We start from the raw sequence: 24,828 nt of genomic DNA, 5'->3' as shown, positions 1-24,828 counted from the left end.
CTGGACCAACCAATGAAACGTCACACGAGACCCGGGCGACACTCAGATCGAACCGGTAGCGACCGCGCTTCGGTCCGGTTTTATCGGAGCATCGAGGAGGGTCGCCCGTGAACATCGACGATCGGATCGAGCGGCGACTCGGCTACGACGTGGGAGCCGGCGTCCTCGTGGACCCCGACGCCGTCTCGCCGGTGTCGCACACCGAGTCGCCGATCGGTCGAGGGCCGGCGATCGAGCGGCTCCTCGACGTGTTCGAGCCGGCGTTCGCCGGGTCGATCCCGCCGAGCGCCTACGTTCACGGACCGAAGGGGAGCGGGAAGTCGGCGATCGTCTCCACGCTGTTTCAGCGGCTGGCGTCTCACAGCGGCCCGCGACGAGCGATCCAGACGTCGACGCGCGCGGTCGAACCGACACTGCCCGGGTTCGTCTACGTCGACGCGCGTCGGGCGCCGACGCGCTTCCGGCTCTACCACGCCGCGCTCGACGCGGTCAGCGACGACGCGGTCCCCGAACACGGGATCGGCACGGACGAGCTGACCGAGTCGCTGCGCGAGGCCGTCGATGTCCGGCCCGATCTGGTCGTCGCGGTCGACCACGTCAACGAGCCGGAGACGCCGACCGCGACGACCGTCGTCGAGTGGCTCACCGCCGTCAGCGACCGGGTCGTCCCGGTGTGTCTCGGCCGCGAGGACCCGGCGGAAATCGAGTGGGAGCCGAGCGAAGCGGTGGCGTTCGAACCGTACCGCCGGCACGTGCTCGTCGAGCTGCTGACGAGTCGGTGTTCGACCGGCCTCGGGCGCGACGCGCTCACCCACGACCAGATCCGAGAGATCAGCGAGTGGGCGGAGGGGGACGCGCACGACGCGCTCGCGGCCATCTCCGGCGCGGCCGTCACCGCGGAGCGCGCGGGCGCCTCGACGGTGCGGCCGGAGGATCTCGACGCCGGGATCGGGGCGGTTCCGCGTCCGGGCGTCGCGCTCGGACGAGTGCTCGCGCTCTCGGAAAGTCGGCGTCGGCTCCTCTACGAGCTCGTGAGCCTGTCCGACGACGACCGGGCGTCGGTGAGCGCGGCGACGGAGACGATCGCCTCGCGCGAGGCGGTCGACCTGTCCCCCTCGACGGTCCGCCGAGTGCTCTACGAACTCGCGGACGCGGGCCTGCTCGACCGGGTGACGGCCCGGCAGAGCGGCGGGAAGGGGCGTCCGCCGAGCCGTCTCGTCCCGCGGTTCCCGACGCTGGTGTTCCGGGAGCTGTTCGACCGCCCCTCGTGGTCGTTTTAAGCGGCCTCGACGCTACCTTCTCCCCGATCCGTCCGCGTCCGTACCTCCGCCCGCCCTCCTGGGTCGCGCCCGAACGCAAGACAGTTGCGCGTCGTCGCCTCACGTCCGGTATGGTTCCGCCTCTCGCGTTGGACATCGACGGAACGCTGACGACGGCGAGCGGCCGGATCGACGCGCGCGTCTTCGAGCTGTTACCGGACTGGGACGCACCGGTGGTGCTCGCGACCGGGAAGGCGTTTCCCTACCCGGTCGCGCTGGCGCACTTCCTCGGGCGCGCGGAGACCGTCATCGCCGAGAACGGCGGCGTCGTGCACGTCGACGGCGAGACGGCGGTCCTCGGCGACCCCGAGGCCCCGCGGGCCGTCGTCGAGGCGTTCCGCGAGCGCGGCGGCGACCTGGGGTGGGGCGCCCGCGACACGGTGAACCGCTGGCGCGAGACGGAGGTTGCGCTGTCGCTCGACGCCGACGAGACGCTGCTGCGCGAGGTCGCCGCGGCCGCGGGCGGCGACGTCGAGGTCGTCGACACCGGCTACGCGTACCACGTCAAATCGACCGGCGTGAGCAAGGGCCGCGGGCTCGAACGCGTCGGCGACGCCCTCGGCCTCGCTCCCGACGAGTTCGTCGCGGTCGGCGACAGCGAGAACGACGTGTCCACCTTCGCGGTCGCCGGGGAGTCGTACGCGGTCGCGAACGCCGACGTCGCCGCCCGGGACGCCGCAGACACCGTGTTGGCGGAGTCGTACATGGACGGCACCGCCAGCGTGCTCGAAGAGCTCCGAGCGCGGAGTGAGTGAGGGCGTCGGAGGAAGGGAACGGAGAGTAGACCGAAGCGAGCGTCAGTCGTCGCCGTGCGCGTCGACGATCACGACCTCGCCGTCCTCGACGGTGACGTTGATCAGCGTCTTCACGTTGTAGTCGGTGTCGTCGAGCTCGTTTTCGCCCGCCTTCTTGATCACGGCGACGACGTCGACGACGTCCGCGCCGACCTCGTTCGTCAGCGCGTCGATGATCGCCTTCATCGTGCCGCCCGTGGAGAGCACGTCGTCGAGGACGAGGACGCGGTCGCCCTCCTCCACGTCGTTGATGTACATCTCCGACTCGGAGTAGCCGGTCTCCTGGAACAGCGGGACCTCGCCGTCGAGGCCGTACTGGCGCTTGCGGATGACGACGAGCGGGATGTCGGTCATGAGAGAGAGCGCGGTGGAGATGTGGATCCCCATCGCCGCGGGGGTGACGATCTTGTCGACGTTCTCCAGCTCCGCCTTCCGGATGATCCGGATGACGATCTCCCGGAGGAGCTCCGGTTTGAGCATGGGTACGCCGTCGCTGATCGGGTGGACGAAGTACTGGTACTCGCCTTTCTCGATGATCGGCGCGTCGAGGAGCGACTGCCGCAACTGGTCCATGTCGCCGGTACTCGGGCGGATTAATAAAGCGTGGCGATCCCCCGGTTCCGTGGACACCGATCGCACGGGACGGGGGGACGCGAGCCGCGCCGTTCGCGGTCCGGACCGCCTACTCGAACTCCGGCTCCCGCTTCTCTAAGAACGCCGCCATCCCCTCGCGCTGGTCGTGGGTCCCGAACAGGCCGGACCACGCCCGGCGTTCCAGAGCGAGCCCGTCCGCCTGCGACCCGTCGCGGGCGGCGTCGAGCGCCTCCTTCGCCGCGCGGGTCGCGAACGCCGGCTTCGCGGCCAGCTCGCCCGCCAGCTCGTCGATCCGGTCGTCGAACGCGTCGTCCGGAACGACCTCGCCGACGAGCCCGACCTCCGCGGCTTCGCTCGCCTCGATCCGCTCGCCGAGGAAGACGAGTCGCTTCGCGGTCTCGTCGCCGACGAGGTCCGGGAGCCGCTGGGTCCCGCCCCAGCCGGGGATGATCCCGAGGTCGATCTCGGTCTGCCCGATCACGGCGCGCTCGGCGGCGACACGGAGGTCGCAGGCGAGCGCGAGTTCGCAGCCCCCGCCGAACGCGTAGCCGTCGATCGCCGCGACCGTCGGCGCCGGGAACGACTCGATCGCGTCCGCGACGCGGTGGCCCAGTTCGGCGTACGCCTGCGCCTCCGGCGTCGACAGCTCGGCCATGTAGGAGATGTCCGCACCGGCGACGAACGCCTCGTCGCCCGCGCCGGCGAGCACGAGCGCGCGGACCCCGGCCGCCTCGGCCTCCGCGAGCGCCTCCTCGACCGCTTCGAGCGTGTCGACGGTGAGAGCGTTGAGCTGCTCCGGCCGGTCGACGGTGACCGTCGCCACGCCGGTGTCGTCGTCGGTGTCGAGCGTGATCGTGTCCCAGGTCATACGGGCCCGTCTCGGGGCGGGGTGAAAACCGTTCGGCAGGCGGAACCCGAGCGAAGCCCTCAGATCTCCTCGCGGCTGTCGATCTCGCTGTAGATGAACCACGCGGTGGCGTACGCCCCGATGAACAGCAGGTATCCGACCACGAGTCCGACGAGCTGGCGGGAGCCGAGCCCGCCCGGCAGCGTCCGCGAGAGGATCGTCAGCGCGACGACGAAGACGACGAGCGAGAACAGCCCGGAGAGGGCGTACACACCGAGATCAGAGGTGAGTCGATCGCGCACGCTCACGTCAACGCGGCCCGGTGATAAACCACCACCGGTCGCGGCGAAGCGGCAGCCGGTTGCGCGGATCGTGACCCGCAGCCGGTTGCGCGGATTGCAACCCCTATATGCCCTCGGCCATACGGTCGCGTATGAACGGGAACCGGTTCGGTCGGCTTTTCCAGGTAACGACGTACGGCGAGAGCCACGGCGACGCGATGGGCGTGACGGTCTCGGGCGTGCCCGCGGGGGTCGAGCTCGACGAGGAGGCGATCCAGGCGCAGCTCGACCGGCGCAAGCCGGGTCAGTCGATGATCACGACCTCCCGGGGCGAGCCCGACGAGGTCGTCGTCAACTCCGGCGTGCAGGACGGCTACACCACCGGGACGCCGATCGGCATGGTGATCCAGAACAAGGACGCGCGCTCGGGGAAGTACGAGCCGTACGTCACGGCGCCGCGCCCCTCGCACGGCGACTACACCTACTCCGCGAAGTTCGGCACGCGAAACTGGGGCGGCGGCGGGCGCTCCTCCGCGCGGGAGACGGTGAACTGGGTCGCGGCCGGCGCGGTCGCCGAGCAGGTGCTCGACGCCTCCGACTACGACGTGGAGATCAAAGCCCACGTCAACCGCATCGGCGACGTGGAGGCCGACGACGTGAGCTTCGAACAGCTCCTCGCGAACAGCGAGGAGAACGACGTGCGCTGCGCCGATCCCGAGGCCGCCGCCGAGATGCAGGAGCTGATCGAACGGTACCAGGAGGAGGGCGACTCCATCGGCGGCTCCATCTACTTCGAGTGCCGCGGGGTCCCGCGCGGGCTCGGCGCCCCGCGCTTCGACGGCTTCCCCTCCCGGCTCGGACAGGCGATGTTCTCCATCCCGGCGACCACCGGCGTCGAGTTCGGACTGGGCAAAGACGCCGTGAACGTGACGGGCAGCGAGCGCAACGAGGACTGGACGTTCGACGACGGCGAGTCGTTCGACCACGTCGAGAGCGAAGAGGGTGACCCGGTCCCCGTCGGCAACGACCACGGCGGGCTCCAGGGCGGGATCACGACCGGCGAACCCATCTACGGCGAGGCGACGTGGCACGCGCCCACCTCGATCCCGAAGAAGCAGCGCTCCGCCGACTGGGAGACCGGCGAGGAGAAGGAGATACAGGTCGTCGGCCGCCACGACCCGGTGCTCCCGCCGCGGGCCGTCCCCGTTGTCGAGGCGATGCTGTACTGCACCGTCCTCGACTTCATGCTGCTCGCCGGGCGGATCAACCCCGACCGCGTCGACAACGATCCGGGGCAGTACGACACCGACTACCACCCGAGCAGCCCGGACAACGAGTAGCGACTCGTCCGGCCCTCGGGACCGTTCTCTCGGTTCGTTTTATTCCTCCGGCGACCACTCGCAGGCGTCGCCCGCTGTCAGATCGTTCTCGTCGACGTGCGCGGAGAGGCACGCGTAGTTACAGAAGAAGGCGGGCGAGCCGCAGCCGTCGTCGCAGTCGCGCACGCAGATCGGGTCGTGGTCGAAGATCCGCGAGCCGCAGTAGGCGCACGTCTCGTCGGCGTCGGGCGCGGAGGCGGTCGTGGACATGTTCGAGAGAAGGGCGCGCCGCGTTGAAAAGGCGTCGCGGTCTCGCGCGAGTCACACGACGATGACCGTGTCGACGACGACGAGCAGGACGAAGCCGACGAGGAACGCGCCGGTCGCGGCGTCGGCGTGGCCGTGACCGTGCGAGGAGGGAATCAGCTCGCGGAAGACGACCGCGAGCATCGCCCCGGCCGCGAACCCGGAGGCGACGGGGAAGAGCCCGGCCGCGAGCGCGACGAGCAGGAAGCCGAACACCGAGGCGACGACCTGGGGGACGACTCCCGAGAGGGTGGTGTACCAGAGCACTCGGAGGTTCGACATCCCGGTGTCCGCCATCGGCACCGCGAACGCGAATCCGTCGGGGACGTTCTGGAGGCCGATCACGATCGCCAACACCAGCGCGACCTCCTCCAGTCCGGAGGCGAACGCGACGCCGATCGCCAGCCCCTCCGGGGCGTTGTGGAGGGTGATCGCCCCGCCGATCAACAGCGCCTTCCGGAGCGTCACCTCTCGCTCCGCGGCCGCGTCGGCAGATTCGTCGGGATCGGGGGACGAGGTGGGATCAGCAGATCCGACGGGATCGGCGAACTCCGAGAGCTCGCGATTCGGTCTCTCGCTTTCGTCCGAGATCGGCATCGCCGCGGCGTCGTCGCCGGTCGCGCCCCCCTCGGGGAGCCACTCGCGGTACTGCGCGTGGAGGTGGGGGATGGCGTAGTTCCCGGCGAGCAGGCCGACGCCGCCGAGGAGCAGCCCCGCCATCACCGCCGAGAGCGTCCCCTCCTCCATTCCGGGGATGATCAGGCCGAAGACGCTGGCCGCGACCATCAGCCCGGCCGCGAGCCCCAGCGCGGCGTCGTAGACGCGGTGCGTGACGCGAGTGCGGAAGAACACCGGGAGCGCCCCGAGTCCCGTCGCGACGCCCGCGACGCCGCTCACCGTCACCACCCCGACGAGATCGGTCATGGAATCGGGTTCAGCGCCCGGGTTGTTAAACACCGCCGCACCGGCAGCGCGCCGTTCGGCTCACGCCTCGACGATTCCGCGGAGGTCGCGCCCGTAGACGCCGACGGCGACCGCGAGCGTCGCGAGCGCGCCGACCGGGAGCACGGCGAGCCATCCGGACGTGGTCCCGACGCCGAATCGGGTCGCGACGCCGACGGAGACCCACAGGCTCGCCGCCGCGGCGAGCGCGAGCAGGCCGCCGGTGACGCGCCGGTCCTCTCGACCGAGCGCGACCCCCGCCGTCGCGCTGGCCGTCGCGAGGAGGTAAAACCCGATCGCGAGCGGCCACGCTCGGATCGACGCCGGGAGCGCTCCGAACGGGCGCGGCTGTTCGAGGAAGTACGCCCACACCGGGTAGCCGCCGACGCCGAGGCCGGGCCCCGCCGTGTTGAGGAACCCCCAGAGGCTCACGACCGTGAGGTCGCCGCCGGGGATCACGGCCATCGGGACCGCGAGGAGGGCGACGACGAGGAGCCAGCCGACCCGACGGGAGACGCCGGCGACGCGGCCGTCGCGGCCGTCGCGGTCGTCGCGACCGTCGCGGCCGTCGCGGTCGTCGCGACCGTCGCGGTCGTCCGACTCCGATCGACGCGCGGTCGCCGTCTCGGATCCCGGTCCCTCGGACATATCGTCGCCTCGGCGGTCCGAGGGTAAGTATCGTCCGGAGCCGTCTCGAGTCCGGGAACGCGCAACGTTCTTTGAGTCGGCGGGCGCTTACTCCGGTATGCGAGTCACCGTCGTCGGAAGCGGCTACGTCGGAACGACTCTCGCGGCCTGCCTCGCGGACGCGGGTCACGACGTGACCGCCGTCGACATCGATCCGGACGTGGTCGCCGCGATCAACGACGGGCACGCGGCCATCCACGAGCCCGGGCTCGACGACCTCCTAGCCGAGCACGCGGGCGACCGGCTCCGCGCCACGACCGAGTACGAGAGCGTTCCGGACGCCGACGTGACGTTCCTCGCGATCGGCACCCCCTCGAACGAGGACGGGAGCATCGATCTGGGGGCGCTCAGCGCGGCCGCGGAGATGACCGGCGAGGCGCTGGCGGCGAGGGGGGAAGGCGCCGGCCCTTCGGTCGCGACCCCCGACGACCGCCACCTCGTCGTCGTCAAGAGCACGATCACGCCCCCGGGGGTCGGGCGGGTCCGCGAGGCCCTCCTCGAGGGTGCGGGCGACGCGGCCGACCGCGTCGAGCTCGCGACCAACCCGGAGTTCCTCCGCGAGGGGTCCGCCGTCGACGACTTCCAGCACCCGGACAAGCTCGTCTTCGGGACCGAGTCGGAGTGGGCCACGGAGCGGCTGGAGGAGCTGTACGAACCCCTGCTCGCCGCGACCGACTCGGACGCGCCGGTCATCCGGACCGACCCGGAGACGGCCGTGATGATCAAGTACGCCAACAACGCGTTCCTGGCGTCGAAGATCTCGCTGGCGAACGATCTGGGCAACGTCTGCAAACGGTTCGGGATCGACGCCTACGAGGTGATGGACGCGGTCGGCCTCGACGATCGGATCGGCGCGAAGTTCCTGCGTTCGGGGGTCGGCTGGGGCGGGAGTTGCCTGACTGGCGACCAACGGGTGCTGGCCAAAGACGACGAGGGGACGCGGTTCCTGACGTTCGAAGAATTCTTCGACCGATATGTGGACGAGGACGCGGCGCACGTCGATGACGTCGCCGTGCTGAGCTATGATAAGGAAGGGAACAGTACGTTCAAACCGGTCCTCGGCGCGACCCGCCGGGACTACGACGGCGAACTGCGTCGTATCCAGACCAAAATGAGCAAAGAGGTGACGGTGACGGAGGATCACCCGATGCTCGTCGTCGAGGGGAACGACCTTGTTGTTCGAGAAGCGGGATCGCTAACTGAAACGGATCAACTTCCCGTTCAAACCAATGTTAGCGTTGATCCGGTCAGTCACTTCGACCTGATCGAACTCATTGCGGACGATCCGAACTTCCCGACTGACGAGGTGTATCTCAAACCCGACTTCGACCTCTCAGATCGGAAAGATCACTTGCGGAACGTACTCGACGGATACAACCGCCGGCATAGCTACGACCGGGTACACGAGTTCTGCCGGAACAACTACCTCTCACTCGATGTTTTCCTCGAATACGAGGATGAAATCGAGTTCGACCGAAAAGCTCTATCGCTGTATACGACGAGAGGCGGCGGTCAAACCTACGTCCCGGCGATCGTTTCCGCCGACGAAGCCTTCTGGCGGTTCATCGGCTACTACATCAGCGAGGGTCACGTCAACGACGACGAGTCCGGACACGGATCGACGACACGGCGACGCGTCGCCCTGAGTTTCCATCCCACGGATGAGCCGGAATACGTCTCGGATGTCGAGTCATTCTTCGAGTCACTGGGAATTCGACACATGACAAGGCAGCGGGAGACCACGACACAGATTGAAGTGTCGAGCCGGATCTTCGCACGATTCCTCGAACAGCTGGGTTGCGGAACAGGATCGTACACCGCGGCGCTCCCCGACGCGGTTTACCAGGAACCGGAGTCACATCGTAAAGCCGTCCTGTCAGGACTGTTTCGGGGCGACGGACACATCGCGTATCCGAGTCACTCGAACGCCGTCGTGTACGAGTACGGCTCCGTGAGCGAAGAGCTGATAGCCGGAATGCAACTGCTGTTACACAGTATCGGGATCATTCCCAGCTACAAGACATCGACATCCGCGAAGTCTACCAAGCCGGCACATTTTCTCAGGGTGAGTTCCAGCGAGCAGATCGACCAACTCAAAGAGCTGTTCTTGGACACCGATATCGCGAAGATCGATCGGCGACTGGACAGCTACGCGAAACAGATTGCCCCCACAGGCCACACGGACGGTGGATCACACACGGCGGTTCGCGTCCGGGATATCGAAACGGTCGATCTGGACGAACCGATATCCGTCTACTCTCTCGAAGTCGATGACGACCACACGTTCGTCACGACAGATGGAATCGCGGTCCACAACTGCTTTCCCAAAGACGTCGACGCCATCCGCGCCGCGGCCCGCGACGCCGGCTACGAGCCAGCGCTCCTCGACGCCGCGGTCGCGGTGAACGACGGGCAGCCGGAGCGCATGCTCGAACTGCTCGACGCTCACGTCGAGGTCGCGGGCAAGCGCGTCGCGGTGCTCGGGCTCGCGTTCAAGCCCGGCACCGACGACATCCGGAACTCCCGCGCGATTCCGATCATCGAGGGGCTGCAGGCGCGGGGCGCCGACGTGGTGGGGTACGACCCCGTCGCGACCGAGAACGCCCGAGAGCGGTTCCCCGACATCGAGTACGCGGATTCGGCCGCGGCCGCGCTCGACGGGGCGAGCGCGGCGCTCGCCGTCACCGACTGGGACGAGTTCGCGGCCCTCGACGACGCGTTCGACGCGATGGCGGATCCCGTCGTGATAGACGGCCGCCGAGTGATCGATCGGCGCGAGGGACTCACCTACGAGGGACTCACCTGGTAGCCGATCTCTCTTCGGTCAGACACCTGCTTATTTATATATCTCGAATGAAATAACCGGGTATGGCGGCCCTCCAATCCCTCCGTCCGGCGGTCAGCGGCGTCGTTCGCAACCCTATTTTGGTGCTCGTCACGGCGCTGTACGGGCTCTTTCAGCTCCCGAACCTGCTCGTGCAGTCGGCCGGTCCGCTGCTCGCGTCGGCGATTTCGCTCGTCACGTTCGGCGTGATGGTCCTCGTCCTCCCGTTCTTCCAGGGCGGTCTGCTCGGGATGGCCGACGAGGCGGTCGCGGGCACGACGCGTCTCGGCACGCTGGTCGCGGTCGGGAAGGCGAACTACGTCCCGCTCCTCCTGGGCTACTTCGCCCTGCTCGCGGTGAACATGGTCTTCGGATTCCTCGCGTTCACGGGCGCGATCGTCGTGGTCATCGGCGGGTCGATCGCCGGGATGAACGGCGGAACCGGGGGCGGAATGGGCGGGGCCGGCACGGGCGTCGATGCGCCCGCCTTCGGCTTCGATCCCACGCTGCTCGTGGTGGTGGCCGTCGTCGCGGTCGGCCTCGTGTTAGTCTACCTCCTGATCACCTTCTTCCTCCAGTTTTACGCCCACGCCGTCGTCCTCGACGACACCGAGCTCGTCGATGGGTTCCGCCGCAGCGCGGGGCTCGTCCGGTCGAACTTCCTCAGCGTGTTCGGCTACACGGTGGTGCTCACGATCGGCGGCGTGCTGGTCGGGGTGTTGGCCGCGGCCGGATCGCTCGTCTTCGGGCCGCAACAGCCCGCCGGCTCCCCGTTCGCGGAGGTCGTCTCGATCGATCCGACCCCGGCGATCGTCGCCGCCGTCGCCATCGGTTACGTCCTCCTGACCGGGATAGCCGGGGCGTTCTACGCGACGTACTCGGTCGCGTTCTACCGGGAGATTAGCGGGGGAGCGGGAGGCGACGCGCCGCGTTGACGCCGGGCGAGCGGCGGTCGCTTCTCTGGGAGCCCGGCTTCGGACGCTCTGACGGCTTACGTGTCTAGGAGGCTTTCGCCGTCGAAGTCGGCGTCGGCCTCGACGTCCATCAGATCGAGGATCGTCGGGGTCACGTCGAAGAGGTTCGAGCCCTCGACGTCGAGGTCGGCGTCGGTCGAGTAGAGCAGCGAGTTCTCGAACTTGTGCATCCCGTTGCGCGGGCCCTCGGTGAAGACGGCCTCCTTGCCGCTGAATCCGGACTTCAGGTCGAAGCCGTCCGCGGGGATGACCACGAGGTCGGGCGCGATCTCGTCGTTGTCGCCGTCGAAGACGGTCTCGCCCCGCACGATCCGCTTGCACACCCGCCGGCCATCGGGGCCGGTGAGCGATTCGAGGTCGTCGACGAGCTCGTCGCGGACCGCCTCGTACTCCGACTCGGGGACGACGCCATCCGGCTCGCGGCCCTCCAGATTGAGGTAAAATCGGCCGGGAATGAGCGAGTACGCGCGGGTCTCGTCGTCGATGTCGGTCAGCGAGTCGTGGTCGTCGTCCTCGTAGGAGAGCCACCCCTCGTCGGCGAGGAACTGGTTGCAGTTCACCTCCCACTCCAGCTCGGTGAACCCGTGGTCGGAGGCGACGACGAGCGTCGTGTCGTCGTCGAGCCGATCGCGGATCTCGCCGACGTACTCGTCGAGCGTCCGGTAGAAGTCGAGGAACTCCTCGGCGTACTCCCCGTCGTTCTCGTAGTCGCCGAACAGGAAGTGGTTGACCCGGTCGGTGCTCATGAAGACGCCGAAGAAGAGGTCCCAGTCGTCCTCCGCGAGGTAGTGAGTGAACACGTCGTAGCGGGCGTCGAGCGTCGCGTGCGCGTTCTCGACGAACTCGGTCTTGTCGTCGTCGTGACCGAGCTTCGCGTTCACGTCGATCTTGTAGTCGTGGTCCTCCAGCACCTGTCGGACCGCGTCGTCGCTCGCGGCCGCGTCGAGCGAGGGCGAGAGGAACCCGGAGACCTGCCGCTGGATCCGGCTCGACGGGGGGAACGTGACGGGGACGTTGAGCACGGTCGCGTCGCGGCCGTCGTCCGTGACGCGGTCCCACAGCCGCGTCGCCGACACGTGTTTCCCCATCGGAACGTACGTCTCGTAGGAGTCGACCTCGCGGTCTTGGAAGCCGTACACGCCGGTCTCGCCGGGGTTTTTCCCCGTCGTGAGGCTCGGCCAGCACGCGCTCGACTCGGGCGGCACGATGCTCTCTAACCGGCCCGCCGAGCCCGTCTCGGCGATGTCGGTCAGGTTCTCGAAGACGTCGGGGTGATCCTGCACGAGGTCGTACGGTACGCCGTCGATGCCGAGGAAGACCACGCGCTCGTCGTCGCCGCCGCGCAGCCGATCGAACAGTCCCATGGACGAGGGGTGACTTCGAGCCGACAAATCCCTTGTGTTCTGGCGAGTCGCGCCGCGATCCGCCGATTGCGGCGAGTCATGCCGGCGTCGGTCGCCGAGGCCGAGAGACGCCGTCGCCCGCCGTTCGCGGCGAATGACGCCGGGGTTCGCGCGCGCTGGCAAGCCGCGCCGATTCAGAAGGCCTATTCCCCTCCGCGGGGACATATCCGGCGTATGACCGACGACTTCCCGGCGAGCGTCGACGTCGACTACGCCGACGGCGAGGGCGAGGATCCGGCGGATTACCCGTCGCTGCAACACAAGATCGAGAAGGCGATCGAGGTCACGCGCCGCGGGTTAGAGCAGTACGACAACCCGGCCGTGATGTGGACCGGCGGGAAGGACTCCACGCTGACGCTGTACTTCATCAACCAGGTGGCCGAGGAGTTCGGTTACGAGAAGCCGACCGCGGTGTTCATCGACCACTTCCAGCACTTCGACGACATCACTGACTTCGTCGAGCGCTGGGCCGACGAGTGGGACATCGAGCTCGTGTACGCCCGCAACGAGGACGTGGGCGCGTACGTCGACGAGCACGGCTTAGAGCCGGGCGACGACATTCCGGTCGACGAGCTGAACGAGCAGAACCAGCACCACATCCGCGACATCCTGGAGTTCGAGGAGGACTCCTTCCCGTTCCTGCTCGACACCTACGTGGGGAACCACCTCCTGAAGACGGTCGCGCTCAACAACGCCCTCGAAGCGCACGACATCGACGGCGTCATCTCCGGCGTCCGCTGGGACGAGCAGGAGGCTCGCGCCGACGAGACGTTCTTCTCGCCGCGCCACGACCCCGACCTGTTCCCGCCGCACGACCGCATCCAGCCCATCCTGCAGTTCGCCGAGGCCGACGTGTGGGACGCCTTCTGGAACTACGTCGTCCCCGACACCGTCGAGGCGTTCCCCGACGAGGGGTACGTCCCGCAGGCCGACGACGACCTCCCCGAGGGCGTCACGCAGGAGGACGTGCCGATCTCGCCGAAGTACTTCGCCGGGTTCCGATCGCTCGGCAGCGAGGTCAGTACGGAGAAGACGACGGAGGAGCCCGCGTGGCTCCAGGACCTTGAGGACACGACCGAGCGCGCCGGCCGCGCCCAGGACAAAGAGGACCTGATGGAGCGTCTGCGCGACCTCGGCTACATGTAACGCCCGGCGAAATCGCTTCGTTTCGATACCGACCGTCGATCGGCTGACGCCCGGTTTCGATACCGACCGTCGATCGGCTGATGTCTGGTTTCCCGATCGACGCGAAAACCGCGCGTTGAGAGGGTTCAGCGCTCGCCGTCGAGGTAAGGTTCACAGACGAGTCGGACGCCCTCCTCGAAGTCGATTTGGGGCACCCAGCCGGTCGCCTCGTGGAACGCCGAGTAGTCGGCCATGGTGTCGTGGACGTAGTCGTCGAAGGGGCACTCGATGTACTCCGGATCGACGTCGGTGCCGAGCGCGTCGTTGATCAGCTCGACCATCTCGTTGAACGAGTACGCTTCTTCGGTTCCGACGTTGTAGACGCCCGTGAGCTCGTGGTCGGCGGCGAGCTCGCAGGCGCGGGCCACGTCGGAGACGTGGGTGAAGTCGCGGGTCTGGGTGCCGTCGCCGAACAGCTCGGGCGCTTCGCCCGAGGCGATCGCGTCCGCGAACTGCGCGACCGTGTTCGCGTACTCGCCTTTGTGCTCCTCGTTGCCGGCGAAGCCCTGGTACACGGAGAAGAAGCGGAGTCCCGCCACGTTCATCCCGTGGTGGTTGGCGTAGTACTCGGCGTAGCGCTCGCGCGAGAGCTTCGAGGCCTCGTAGGCCGTGCGCGCCTCCACCTCCATGTCGACGGGCGAGGGCTCGGTGCGGCTCCCGTAGATCGAGGAGGTCGAGGCGTAGACGACCGTCTCGCAGCCCTCCTGCCGGGCGCGCTCGACGGCGTTGACGAACCCCTCGACGTTGACGCGGCAGCCGCGCTGGGGGTCGTTCTCGTGCATGTTCCGCGAGGAGAGCGCGGCCAAATGAAACAGGACGTCGACGTCGGCGGGGTAGTCGTCGTCGAGCACGGAGGCCTCGACGAACTCCACGTCGGAATCGAGGTTATCGGCAGTCCCGAGATAAGTGTCGTCGACCGCGATCACGTCGTTGTCGGCCGCGAGGCGGTTCGCGAGGTTCGAGCCGATAAAGCCCGCCCCGCCCGTGACCAACACGCGCTTGTTCTGCATGCGCGTGTGTCGCCGGAGAAGGGGGATTATCGCTTCGGTTTCAACCACTCGATCGGGCCGGGTTCCGGGGGAACAGTGAAGGCGCCGACGCAAGTCGTTCGAGTATGCCGATTGCCGAGGTTTCGGGCGTCGCCGTCGTCTTCCTGCTCATCCTCGCCGTGCTGGCGGCGTTCGTCACCGAGGTCGTCCCAAACGATGTCACCGCGATCAGCGTCGTCGCCGCGCTCGTCGTCCTCGAACCGTGGACCGGCGTCGGAGCGCGCGCGGCGATCTCGGGGTTCGCGAACCCCGCGACGGTCACCATCATCGCGATGTACATGCTCAGCGCGGGCGTCCAGAACACGGGCGTCGTCGAGCGGCTCGGCGTCTACCTCGCGGAGTTCACCGCCGGGCGCGAGTTCCGGGCGCTCGTCGCCACCGTCTGTACGACCGGTCCGATCGCGGGGTTCGTAAACAACACGCCCGTCGTCGCCGTCTTCATCCCGATGGTCACCGGCCTCGCGGAGAACTCGGAGATGAGCCCGTCGAAGCTCCTCCTCCCGCTGTCGTACGCCGCCATCCTCGGCGGCACGCTCACCCTCATCGGGACCTCGACGAACATCCTCGCTAGCGACTTCGCGCGCCTGCTCATCGACGGCCGTGACGGCATCGGGATGTTCGAGTTCACGGGACTCGGCGCCGTCCTGCTCGCGGTCGGGGGCGCGTACCTGTTGACCGTCGGCTGGCGGCTCACGCCGGCCCGGGTCCCGGTGGACAGCGACCCCGTCACGGAGTTCGACCTCGACGACTACCTCGCGCATCTGTACGTTCGGCCGGGATCGGCCGCCGCCGGGCTGTCCGTGGAGGCGTTCGACGACGCGCACCCGGAGGTCCGCATCCTGCAGGTCCGACGCGACGGCGAGGCGTACGCCGGGCCTCACTCCGACCGGGTCATCGAGACGGGCGACGGCGTGGTCGTCCACGGCCCCCTGCAGGCGGTCGCCCGGTTCCGCGAGGAGGCGACGCTCGGGAGACGGCCCCGCGAGACGGTGACCGAGGAGACGTTCGAGTCGTCCGCTACCGACGGGATGCTCGCGAAGGCGGTGGTCCCGGACCAGTCGTCGTTCGTCGGCGAGACCGTCGGCGAGACCGGCCTCCACGACTACCACGAGACGAGCGTCCTCGCCGTGCGCCGCGGCGGCGACCTGTTCCGGACGGGCCTCTCCGACCGAACGCTGGAGGCGGGCGATCTGCTGTTGGTCCGGACGACGCCGGCGTCCGTCCGGTACTTCACGGACACCGGCGATCTCGTCGTCGCCGACGAGCGCGTGCTCGACCGGCTGGCGGACGCGGACATCGACGAGATCGCACCGCTGTCGCCGAAGACGCCGATCGCCGTGGGCGTGCTCGTCGGGGTCGTCGCGCTCGCCGCGCTCGACGTCCTCCCGATCGTGATCGCGGCGCTGGCCGGCGTCGTCGCGATGGTAGTCACCGGCTGTCTGACGACCGCGGACGCCTACGACGCCGTCTCGTGGAACGTGATATTCCTCCTGGCCGGGGTCATCCCGCTCGGGCTCGCGCTGGAGTCCACGGGCGGCGCGGCCGTCGTCTCGGCGTTCCTCGTCGCGACCGGCGGGTACCTCCCGACCGTCGGCGTCATGTTCGTCCTGTACGCCGTCGCCGGGGTGCTGGCGAGCGTCATCACGCCGGTGGCGACCGCGGTGCTGATGATCCCGGTCGGCGTCAGCGCGGCCGCGCAGCTCGGGGCCAACGAGTTCGCGTTCCTGCTGGCGGTGATGTTCGCGTCCGCGACATCGTTCATGACGCCCGTCGGCTACCAGACGAACCTCATGGTGTACGGCCCCGGCGGCTACGAGTTCACGGACTTCCTGCGCGTCGGCGGCCCGCTCCAGCTGCTCCTCGCCGTCGTCGCGACGGCCGGAATCACCGTTCTCTGGGGGGTCTGACCGCGCGTCGTCGGGCCGCGGAGAGAGCGAACCGCGGACCCGCGACCCGAACGCGAATCGTGGACCCACGACCCGAAGCGTCTTTTCGCCCGCGGATGAAGCCGCGGTATGTTCGGAACGAGCGGCGTCAGAGGCCGAGTCGGCGGGGAGATCACGGCCGAACTCGCGCTCCACGTCGGGCGCGCGCTGGCGACCGACGGCGCCGATACGGTCGTCCTCGGGCGAGACGCCCGGGAGAGCGGACGCACGCTGAGCCGGGCGGTGTCGGCCGGAGTCACCGAGTGCGGCGGAGACGTGATCGACGTGGGCGTCCAGCCGACCCCGACCGTCGCGCGGAGCGTCGTCCGGGAGGGGGCCGACGCCGGCGTCGTCGTCACCGCCTCGCATAACCCGGCGCCCGATAACGGGATCAAGCTCTGGGCGGCCGACGGCCGGGCGTTCGGTGAGGACGCGAACGATCGGATCGGCGAGATCGTCCGCGAGGGGGCGTTCGACCTCGCGGCGTGGGACGAGCTCGGCGAGCGCCGTGACGGGGGCGGAGCGCGAGACCACCACGAGCGCGCGCTCCGCGAGTCGGTCGCGATCCCGGACGACCTCTCCGTCGTCGTCGATCTCGGGAACGGCGTCGGGCGAGTCACCGCCGACGCGCTCCACGCGGCCGGCTGCGACGTGGAGACGCTCAACGGTCAGCGCGACGGGCGGTTCCCCGGGCGTCCGAGCGAGCCCACGGCCGAGAACTGTCAGACGGCGTGCGAGCTCGTCGAGGCGACCGGCGCGGACCTCGGGGTCGTCCACGACGGCGACGCGGACCGCATGATGGCGATCGACGAGCGCGGGCGGTTCGTCTCGGGCGACGCGCTCCTCGCGCTGTTCGCCCGGCGCGAGGCCGGAGACGGCGACCGCGTGGCGGTCCCCGTCGACACGAGCCTCCTCGTCGCGGACGCGCTCGCCGCGGTCGGCGCGGACGTGACGTACACGCGGGTCGGCGACGCGTACGTCGCCGCCGAGACCGCGAACCCGGACGTCGTCTTCGGCGGCGAACCGAGCGGCGCGTGGATCTGGCCCGAGCAGACGCGCTGTCCCGACGGCCCCCTCGCCGCCTGCACGCTGGCCGGACTGGTCGGCGCGGAGGGATCGCTGGCCGCGATGGTCGACGAGCTTCCGACGTACCCGATCCGCCGGGACTCGATACGGACCGAATCGAAAGGGACGGTCGTGGAGCGCGTCGCGGAGCGCGCCCGCGAGCGGTTCGACGACGTGTCGGCGCTCGACGGGATCCGAGTGGAGACGGAGACGGGCTGGTTCCTCGTCCGCGCGAGCGGCACCGAGCCGCTGGTGCGGATCACCGCCGAGGCGCGCGACGAGCGCGACGCCGACGAGCTGTTCGAGACGGCGCGGGGGCTCGTCGGGCGGGCCGGTGAGGCGGTCTAGGCGGAGTCGGGGAGTCGGCCGGCGGGATCGGTGACCCGGCCGGCGGGATCGGTGACCCGGCCGGCGGGATCGGTGACCCGGCCGAAAACCGCGAACGGCACTCCGTGGTGCGGGTCGCGGAGTGGCTCCGCGGTGCGGGTCGCGGAGTGGCTCCGTTCGCTCACCCCACCGCGTCGAGTGTTTTCGGTCCGTCGAACGCTCCGCTTTGACACCGGGAGACTCCGAGCCACCCCACCCTGTCGAGTGTTCTTTGAGGCGCTTAGCGGTGACAGAATGCGGGATCGCCGGCTTCGGTCAGGGTGACGAGCTCGCGACTAGACCGCTCTGACTCCCCTTCGCGATCACGTTCTCCCACTCCATGTGGTGTTTCCACTCCATGCTGTGGAGTTTCCACCCCATGCTGTCGAGTGCTATCTTCGGGAAGGCCGCCGATCTACAGATCACTCGAAACATTCGACACGGTGGTTTTATGACGATCACTGTTGTGGAATCATCAAACCGATGGCGACGTTCACTCGCGACACGGACATCTTCCGAGACGAGGACGTGCTCCGGGAGGATTACCAGCCGGACTCGATCACGGCGCGAGAGCAGGAGCTCGATGCCTACAAGACGGCCCTTCAACCGGTGATAAACGGAGCGCAGCCGCGGAACATCTTCCTCTACGGAAAAACGGGCGTCGGAAAGACCGCGGTGTCACGGTATTTGCTGAAACAGCTCCAGCGAGACACCGCCGCGTACGACGATGTCGATTTGTCCATCTTCTGGCTCAACTGTACGAATCTCTCGTCGTCGTATCAGGTTGCGGTTAACCTCGTCAACACGCTTCGCCCCGACGACGGTCGGATCAGCACGACTGGCTACCCGCAACAGCGGGTGTTCGACATTCTCTATGAGGAGCTCGATCGGGTCGGCGGAACGGTCCTCCTCGTCCTCGACGAGATCGATCACATCGGCAGCAACGACGAAATCTTATACGAGATTCCGCGTGCCCGCTCGAACGGGTATCTCGACGACACGAAGCCGGGCGTGATCGGGATCAGCAATGACTTCGGATTTCGTGACGACCTCTCGCCGAAAGTGAAGGACACGCTGTGCGAAGAGGAGATTCACTTTTCGCCGTACAACGCGCCGGAACTCGAAGCGATCCTCCGCGAGCGTGCGGACGGCGCCTTCTACGACGACGCGGCCGACGATGCCGTGGTGTCTCTCTGTGCGGCGATGGCGGCGCAAGACACCGGAAGCGCGCGACAGGCGCTGGACCTGCTGTACAAATCCGGCGAACTCACGCGGTCGGAAGGGGCAGACCGGATCACGGAATCGCAGGTGTATCGCGCCAAGGACGCCCTTGAACAGAGTCAGATCGAACACGGGATGCGCGAGCTAACGAAGCACGGACACCTCTCGCTGGTCGCGTCGCTCCAGTTAGCCCTCGAAGACGAGACGCCCGCGAGAGTCCGCGACGTGTTCCCGTTGTACCGACGTATCGCGGAACACTCCGACGTGGATCCGCTCGTTCGCCGACGGATGCACGACCATCTCGCTGACCTCGCGATGCTCGGTATTCTCGATCGACACGCGCGGAACGAGGGGCGTGCCGGCGGTCAGTACTACGAATACGAGTTCAACGTCTCCCTCGAGCTCGTTACCGGCGTGGTCAAGGATTTTGAAGACATCGCGTTCCCGCGAGAGGTGGCCCGCATGCTCGAAGAACACTCGACATAGTGGGGTGAGGGAACGTCGACCGCCCACGGAGGTTGCTCGGCGGAGCCCCGACGCGGACCTCTCACATCCCACCGATCTTCCGCTCGAGAACACTCGACAGGGTGGGGTGGGGTGGGGTGGGGTGGGGTGGTGTGGGGTGGGGTGGGGTGGTGTGGGAGACGGAGCTCTCGATCGCGAGCAGACCGCGGACACGTACGGGACGGAGACCCGTCCGCGACTCCGAAATCCGCGCTACTGTGTGCGGCGCTCTCCGCCGACCGCCTCACGCACCCGCTCCGCGATATTCTCCGACCGCAGCCGATAAGCCCCGTCCCACCGTCGGCTCCGGACATGTACGGAGTCGTGCTCGCGGCCGGCCGCGGGACTCGCATGCGACCGCTGACGGACCGTCGTCCGAAACCGCTCCTCCCGGTCGGCGATCGCTCGCTGCTCGAACGGGTGTTCGACACCGCCGCCGACGTGGTCGGCGAGTTCGTCGTCGTCACCGGCTACCGTGGCGAGGCGATCCGCGAGCGGATCGGCGAGTCGTACCGAGGGCATCCGGTCCACTACGTCGAGCAGGCGGAGGCGCTCGGGACGGCCCACGCGGTCGCGCAGGCGGAGCCCGTCGTCGACGACGACTTCCTGGTGCTCAACGGCGACGTGGTCGTGGACGCGTCGCTCGCGCGCGCGCTCGCCGAGGCGGAGGGAACGGCGGTCGCGGCGACCGAGGTCGCGGACCCGCGGGCGTACGGCGTGCTCTCGACCGCCGCGGACGGCTCGCTCGCGGGGATCGTCGAGAAGCCCGCGGACCCGCCGACGAACCTCGCGAACGTCGGCTGCTACGCCTTCGAGCCCGAGGTGTTCGAGTACATCGACCAAACGCCCGAGAGCGAGCGCGGCGAATACGAGATCACGACGACGATCGACCTCCTGCTCGACGACGGCCACCGGATCGACGTGGCGCCTTACGAGGGGACGTGGCTCGACGTCGGGCGCCCGTGGGAGCTGCTGGAGGCCAACGAGCTGGCACTCGCGGAGCTCGACGCGCGGGACGAGTCAGCGGACACGGCGGAGGCGGTCGCCGGCACGGTCGAAGAGGGCGTCCACCTGCGCGGCCCGGTCGCCGTCGAGGAAGGGGCGAGGGTCCGGTCGGGCGCCTACGTCGAGGGGCCGGCGCTGATCCGCGAGGGCGCCGACGTGGGGCCGAACGCGTACGTTCGCGGGTCGACCGTGATCGGTCCGGACGCGCACGTCGGCCACTCGGTGGAGATCAAAAACAGCGTGCTCATGGCCGACGCCTCGGTCGGCCACCTCTCGTACGTCGGCGACTCGGTGCTCGGCCGCGACGTGAACTTCGGCGCCGGAACGAACGTCGCCAACCTCCGGCACGACGGCGAGAACGTCCGGCTGACCGTCAAGGGCGACCGCGTCGACACCGGGCGACGGAAGCTCGGCGCGATCGTCGGCGACGGGGCGAAGACCGGGATCAACACGTCGCTGAACGCCGGGGTCAAGCTCGGCGCGGGCGAGACGACCGGGCTCGGAGAGGCGGTCACGCGCGACCGGCCGTCGGAGTAGCGCCGGGCACGATCCCGCGAATAGCGCCGTGCGCGATCCCGCCGACCCGACTCTTCACTCCCGCCCCGTGTACCGTTCGAAGACCTCACCAACCGCACGGCCCGACTCCTTGAGCCGCTCCGCGTACGCCGGTCGGTCCCACGTCGGCGGGGCGAACGACAGCGACCGCAGTTCCCCGTCCGCGACGCCGGGGACCGCGTGCGTGAGGTTCGTCGGGGCGTCGAGCGCGGTCGCCGTTCCCTCGGCGTCCGCCGGGACGTACGACGCCGCGGCGACCTCGATCGCCTCGAACGTCTCGTACGCGTCGAGTCCCTCGTTCCAGAAGTCGCCGAGCCGCCGGCGGCGGCTCGGGTCGGCGACGTTGAGCAGGAGCCACGGGAGCCGGACCTCGATCGCGTCGGTCGACGGCGAGGCGTGCACGTCCGCCAGCGAGTCGTACGCCGGGGAGTCAGGGTTCCCGTTGCCGTAGCGGAGCCGCCCCGTCTCGACCGATTCGAACGGGACGCGCTCGCCCGTCTCCGGGACGGTGTACCCGCGGTTGATCACCATCCGCAGCGGCGCGAAGACGCCGGGATCGGGATCGCGGTACCGGTCGAGGTCGAGGCCGGCCGCCGCGCCGTACTCGTACGCGAAGGCGTCGTAGCGCGGGTCGACGGTCACGCGAGAGGCGTCGGGGCCGCCGAGCCGGACGACGAAGTCGGCGGGCGCGGTCGCGGCCGTGTCGTACGGGAGGACCCGCGCCCCGCGGTCGGTGAGCCCGAGCGCGAGGAGGTAGTTCGTCTCGCTCCAGTCGACGCCCGCACCGAGGTCCGCGAATTCGAGCCGGACGGAGAGGTACGCCGCGTCGCTCGTGACCCGCACCGCGGTCAGCTCGCGGGCGTCGTCGCCCCCGTCGCCGATTCGGGTGGGGTCGCTCTCGGGGGTCGCAACCGCGGCGTCTTCCCACGCGTCGGGCGACCCGTCGAGCGGAACGGCGTCTGCCGGGTCGAACGAGAGAAGGCCGAACCGCTGTTCGGGCGTCTGGACGTTCGACCAGAACGGGCGGCGGTTGGGATCGGAGAAGGGGGCGAGGTTCCACGTCCGCTTGAACCACTCGTCGTGCCAGCTGAACACGACCCCGCCGGCGGTGTCGGCCTCGCGGACGTCCTCGTACATCGCGGCGAGTATCTCGCCCTGTTCGGCCTCCGTGTGACGGCCCTGATCGCGACCATGAACGTCTCTCTGTGCGATCCCGCGCGACGAGGGTACGCCGAACTCCGCGACGAGCAGCGGGTGATCGGTGGCGCCGACGAGGTCGTTCAGGTAGCCCGCGTAGCTGTTCGGCTCGCCGCGGTGGTCGACGTAGTCGACGTACTCGGGCGTCTCGTTCAGCAGGGGCGGGTAGTACGGATAGACGTGGTACGCCGCGAACGTCCCGGCGTCGTACGCGTCGGTCGCGGCGACCGCGTCGGGATCGACGCTGACCGCGTCCTCGTCGACGAACGGCTCGGAGGGGTGAGAGAGGGGATCGGTCGTCACCCAGTTGGTGAACGCCGCCGGCCGCTGCGCGCCGTACTCGTCGATCTCGTAGGCGACCCCGGCGTCGAGTCGCGCCGCGAGCCACCGTTCGAAGGGGGGCGCGTCCGGGGCGGTGAGGTACTGGCCCTCGGAGCCGTCCGGCTGGCCGACCCTATTCGTCTCCCTGACCACCGCCGGCGGCCACTCGATGCCGACGACGTACCCCAGGGCGTAGTCGCTCACGTCGGCGTCGTACGTCCCGCTCGCGTAGCCGGGCTCCGGAGCGACCGTCGTCGCGCCGTGGACGGCGTCGATCACCTGCCGAAACGAGCGGTCGAACGCGGCCGACACCGACGTGGCGTCGCCCGCCTCGCGGAGGGTCTCCTCGCCGATCCAGTTGCCGTGGAGGACGTAGATAGGCTCCGCGTGCGAGCGGTTGTACGCCGCGAGCGCCCGGTAGAACGCGGGCGGGTGGACGGTGTACACCCGGACGACGTTGACGTGCAGTTCGCCCATCGCCGCGAGCCAGCGGTCGTACTCCGCGCGGGTGATCGCCGCCTCGCCGGGGAAGCGTCCGGGCTTGGCCATGCCCAGATTGACGCCGCGGACGCCGAGTTCGGTGAACGGACCGTCGCCGACTGCGACCTCGAACCCGTCGTCGCCGATTCGGAAGCGGCGCGGGGTCGGCGCTTCGGAGGGATCTCCCGGACCACCGTCGCCCCGTGATCCGCAGCCGGCGGTGCCGATCGCTCCGGCGACGCCCACGCGACCGAGGAATCTGCGTCTGCGCACGACCCATCCACTCGCCGGACGGTCATAACGTTGGCCACGCCTCGGCGAGAGCCCGGTGTCGCCGAGCGCCGCCGACGAACGCGTTCGGACGCTCCGGGTCGCTCACGGGCGCTCCCGGGCACAGCGATGGGTTTTGGTGGCCCCGCAGGAACGGTGGAGACGTTCTCGACCATGACCGGCACCTCCGACCGCCCCGACCGTCCCGACCGTCTCGACCGCTCCGACCGCCCCGACCCGTTCGAGAGCCTGTTGCGGCTGACGGCGCGCGACCTGACCACCGACGAGCGGATCCAGCGGGCGATCGGCGTCGGCCGGGAGTACCTCGGGGTCGACAACGGGGTCCTCTCGTACACCGGCGAGGGACGGTACGAGGTGGTCGAGACGAACATCGAGGGCGGTCCGTACGCGCAGGGCGGCGTCGTCGACCTCGACGGGACGTGGTGTCGGCACGTCGTCGGGACGGGGGAGACGATCGGGTTCGCGGACGCGGTCGACAGCGAGTACCGCGACGACGCCGCGCTCGAGGCGACCGGCCTCCGCTGTTACGTCGGCGCAGAAGTCGACGTCGACGGCGAGACGTACGGGACGCTGTGTTTCTCCGACGACGAGCCCAGGTCCGACCCGATCACCGACCGGGAGCGCGACTTCGTCTCGGTGCTCGCGGAGTGGGTCGGCGCCGAGCTCGAACGACAGAAACACTACGCCGAACTCCGCGACCAGAACGATCGGCTCGACGAGTTCGCCGGCATCGTCGCTCACGACCTCCGCAATCCGCTGGCGGGCGCGATCGGCTTCACCGAGCTCGCGCAGGACGCGGTGTCCGGGCAGGTCGCGGAGTTCCTCGGCCGCGTCCGCAGCTCGCTGGACCGCATGGAGTCGATGATCGCCGAGTGCCTGCTGCTGGCGAAGGAGGGGGCCGACGTCGGCGAGCGAACCGAGACCGCGCTCGAACCGCTCGTCCGCGACGCGTGGGACACCGTCCAAACCCGGAACGCCACGCTGACGGTTGAGCTCGCGCCCGACACGACGGTCGTCGCCGACGAGATGCGCCTCCGGCGGCTCTTCGAGAACCTGTTCCGCAACAGCGTCGAGCACGGCGGGCCGACCGTCTCCGTGACGGTGACGGGGGACGGACGCGGCTTCGCGGTCGCCGACGACGGGCCGGGACTCCCGCCGGAAGTCGAGAGCGCCCTCGTCGAGGCCGACGCGGAGAACGTGAAGTCGTTCGGCCTCGGGCTGCTGGTCGTCCAGCGCGTGGTCTCCGGCCACGGATGGGACCTCTCGGTCACGAGTTCCGAGGCGGGGACCCGGTTCGAAGTGACGGACGTCAACGCCGCCGAGCCGATCCATCACGGCGTGGACGGCAACTGAGCGCGGCGCCCGTCGCGGCTC

General features: G+C 69.0%; 21 protein-coding genes. 11 read left to right on the top strand and 10 right to left on the bottom strand.

Annotated features, from left to right (window positions below; genetic code table 11):
- The first annotated feature begins 107 nt into the window (after positions 1-107).
- Both C471_RS15230 and C471_RS15225 read left to right on the top strand, forming a co-directional pair.
- Complete coding sequence (locus tag C471_RS15230) at positions 108-1,280, top strand: Cdc6/Cdc18 family protein (protein WP_004050520.1); 1,173 nt, start codon at positions 108-110, stop codon at positions 1,278-1,280.
- A gap of 110 nt (positions 1,281-1,390) precedes the next feature.
- A complete protein-coding gene (locus tag C471_RS15225) occupies positions 1,391-2,074 on the top strand; it encodes an HAD-IIB family hydrolase (RefSeq protein WP_004050517.1) in 684 nt (227 codons plus the stop codon).
- A 42-nt stretch (positions 2,075-2,116) separates the two neighbouring features.
- Here C471_RS15225 and hpt read toward each other — a convergent pair whose 3' ends face one another.
- From hpt to C471_RS15210, 3 genes are all read right to left on the bottom strand, one after another.
- Positions 2,117-2,686, bottom strand: a complete 570-nt coding sequence (gene hpt / locus C471_RS15220) for a hypoxanthine/guanine phosphoribosyltransferase (protein ID WP_004050515.1) — start codon at positions 2,684-2,686, stop codon at positions 2,117-2,119.
- A gap of 109 nt (positions 2,687-2,795) precedes the next feature.
- Positions 2,796-3,575: an enoyl-CoA hydratase/isomerase family protein gene (locus C471_RS15215; protein ID WP_004050513.1), complete on the bottom strand. Its 780-nt coding sequence runs from the start codon at positions 3,573-3,575 to the stop codon at positions 2,796-2,798.
- Between the two features lie 59 nt (positions 3,576-3,634).
- Positions 3,635-3,856: a hypothetical protein gene (locus C471_RS15210; RefSeq protein ID WP_049909473.1), complete on the bottom strand. Its 222-nt coding sequence runs from the start codon at positions 3,854-3,856 to the stop codon at positions 3,635-3,637.
- A gap of 131 nt (positions 3,857-3,987) precedes the next feature.
- Here C471_RS15210 and aroC point away from each other — a divergent pair, with 131 nt between their 5' ends.
- The gene (gene aroC / locus C471_RS15205) at positions 3,988-5,175 is read left to right on the top strand and encodes a chorismate synthase (protein WP_004050509.1); all 1,188 of its coding nucleotides are present in this window, start codon (positions 3,988-3,990) and stop codon (positions 5,173-5,175) included.
- Positions 5,176-5,214: 39 nt separating this feature from the next.
- On the opposite strand, the gene C471_RS15200 is transcribed toward aroC, so the two are convergent.
- From C471_RS15200 to C471_RS15190, 3 genes are read right to left on the bottom strand one after another with little or no spacing between them, the layout of a single operon-like run.
- A complete protein-coding gene (locus C471_RS15200) occupies positions 5,215-5,424 on the bottom strand; it encodes a hypothetical protein (protein WP_004050507.1) in 210 nt (69 codons plus the stop codon).
- 51 nt (positions 5,425-5,475) lie between these two features.
- Positions 5,476-6,384 (bottom strand): ZIP family metal transporter, encoded by a 909-nt coding sequence (locus C471_RS15195; protein ID WP_004050505.1) that lies wholly within the window; start codon positions 6,382-6,384, stop codon positions 5,476-5,478.
- A 60-nt stretch (positions 6,385-6,444) separates the two neighbouring features.
- Positions 6,445-7,050, bottom strand: a complete 606-nt coding sequence (locus C471_RS15190; RefSeq protein WP_004050504.1) for a TIGR04206 family protein — start codon at positions 7,048-7,050, stop codon at positions 6,445-6,447.
- A 97-nt stretch (positions 7,051-7,147) separates the two neighbouring features.
- Between C471_RS15190 and C471_RS15185 the strand changes: the two genes are divergently transcribed.
- On the top strand, positions 7,148-9,898 hold the full coding sequence (locus C471_RS15185) for a nucleotide sugar dehydrogenase (RefSeq protein WP_004050503.1): 2,751 nt from the start codon (positions 7,148-7,150) through the stop codon (positions 9,896-9,898).
- A gap of 59 nt (positions 9,899-9,957) precedes the next feature.
- A complete protein-coding gene (locus C471_RS15180; RefSeq protein ID WP_049909471.1) occupies positions 9,958-10,848 on the top strand; it encodes a DUF7847 domain-containing protein in 891 nt (296 codons plus the stop codon).
- 56 nt (positions 10,849-10,904) lie between these two features.
- Here the strand turns inward: C471_RS15180 and C471_RS15175 are convergent, their stop codons facing one another.
- Positions 10,905-12,251: an alkaline phosphatase family protein gene (locus tag C471_RS15175; RefSeq protein WP_004050500.1), complete on the bottom strand. Its 1,347-nt coding sequence runs from the start codon at positions 12,249-12,251 to the stop codon at positions 10,905-10,907.
- Positions 12,252-12,464: 213 nt separating this feature from the next.
- On the opposite strand from C471_RS15175, the gene C471_RS15170 reads away from it, so the two are divergent.
- Positions 12,465-13,436, top strand: coding sequence for a phosphoadenosine phosphosulfate reductase family protein (locus C471_RS15170; RefSeq protein ID WP_004050498.1), 972 nt, complete (start codon positions 12,465-12,467; stop codon positions 13,434-13,436).
- A gap of 125 nt (positions 13,437-13,561) precedes the next feature.
- Here the strand turns inward: C471_RS15170 and C471_RS15165 are convergent, their stop codons facing one another.
- Entirely contained in the window at positions 13,562-14,485 is a 924-nt protein-coding gene (locus C471_RS15165) for an NAD-dependent epimerase/dehydratase family protein (protein WP_004050496.1), read from the bottom strand.
- A 104-nt stretch (positions 14,486-14,589) separates the two neighbouring features.
- On the opposite strand from C471_RS15165, the gene C471_RS15160 reads away from it, so the two are divergent.
- Positions 14,590-16,431 (top strand): SLC13 family permease, encoded by a 1,842-nt coding sequence (locus tag C471_RS15160; RefSeq protein WP_004050494.1) that lies wholly within the window; start codon positions 14,590-14,592, stop codon positions 16,429-16,431.
- 108 nt (positions 16,432-16,539) lie between these two features.
- Positions 16,540-17,862, top strand: a complete 1,323-nt coding sequence (gene glmM, locus C471_RS15155) for a phosphoglucosamine mutase (protein ID WP_004050492.1) — start codon at positions 16,540-16,542, stop codon at positions 17,860-17,862.
- On the opposite strand, the gene C471_RS17520 is transcribed toward glmM, so the two are convergent.
- Positions 17,859-18,026, bottom strand: a complete 168-nt coding sequence (locus tag C471_RS17520) for a hypothetical protein (RefSeq protein ID WP_160163155.1) — start codon at positions 18,024-18,026, stop codon at positions 17,859-17,861. The genes glmM and C471_RS17520 overlap by 4 nt on opposite strands.
- A 337-nt stretch (positions 18,027-18,363) precedes the next feature.
- On the opposite strand from C471_RS17520, the gene C471_RS15150 reads away from it, so the two are divergent.
- Complete coding sequence (locus C471_RS15150; RefSeq protein ID WP_004050490.1) at positions 18,364-19,587, top strand: orc1/cdc6 family replication initiation protein; 1,224 nt, start codon at positions 18,364-18,366, stop codon at positions 19,585-19,587.
- Positions 19,588-19,917: 330 nt separating this feature from the next.
- Positions 19,918-21,147, top strand: a complete 1,230-nt coding sequence (gene glmU, locus C471_RS15145) for a bifunctional sugar-1-phosphate nucleotidylyltransferase/acetyltransferase (protein WP_004050487.1) — start codon at positions 19,918-19,920, stop codon at positions 21,145-21,147.
- A gap of 54 nt (positions 21,148-21,201) precedes the next feature.
- On the opposite strand, the gene C471_RS15140 is transcribed toward glmU, so the two are convergent.
- The gene (locus C471_RS15140; protein ID WP_152421918.1) at positions 21,202-23,436 is read right to left on the bottom strand and encodes a hypothetical protein; all 2,235 of its coding nucleotides are present in this window, start codon (positions 23,434-23,436) and stop codon (positions 21,202-21,204) included.
- A 255-nt stretch (positions 23,437-23,691) separates the two neighbouring features.
- Here C471_RS15140 and C471_RS15135 point away from each other — a divergent pair, with 255 nt between their 5' ends.
- The gene (locus C471_RS15135; protein ID WP_049909515.1) at positions 23,692-24,807 is read left to right on the top strand and encodes a sensor histidine kinase; all 1,116 of its coding nucleotides are present in this window, start codon (positions 23,692-23,694) and stop codon (positions 24,805-24,807) included.
- Positions 24,808-24,828: the final 21 nt, after the last annotated feature.

The organism is Halorubrum saccharovorum DSM 1137 (assembly GCF_000337915.1).
GTDB lineage: Archaea > Halobacteriota > Halobacteria > Halobacteriales > Haloferacaceae > Halorubrum > Halorubrum saccharovorum.
Note: the sequence above shows the minus strand (reverse complement) of the source record. Positions and strands in the feature narration are given on the sequence as shown.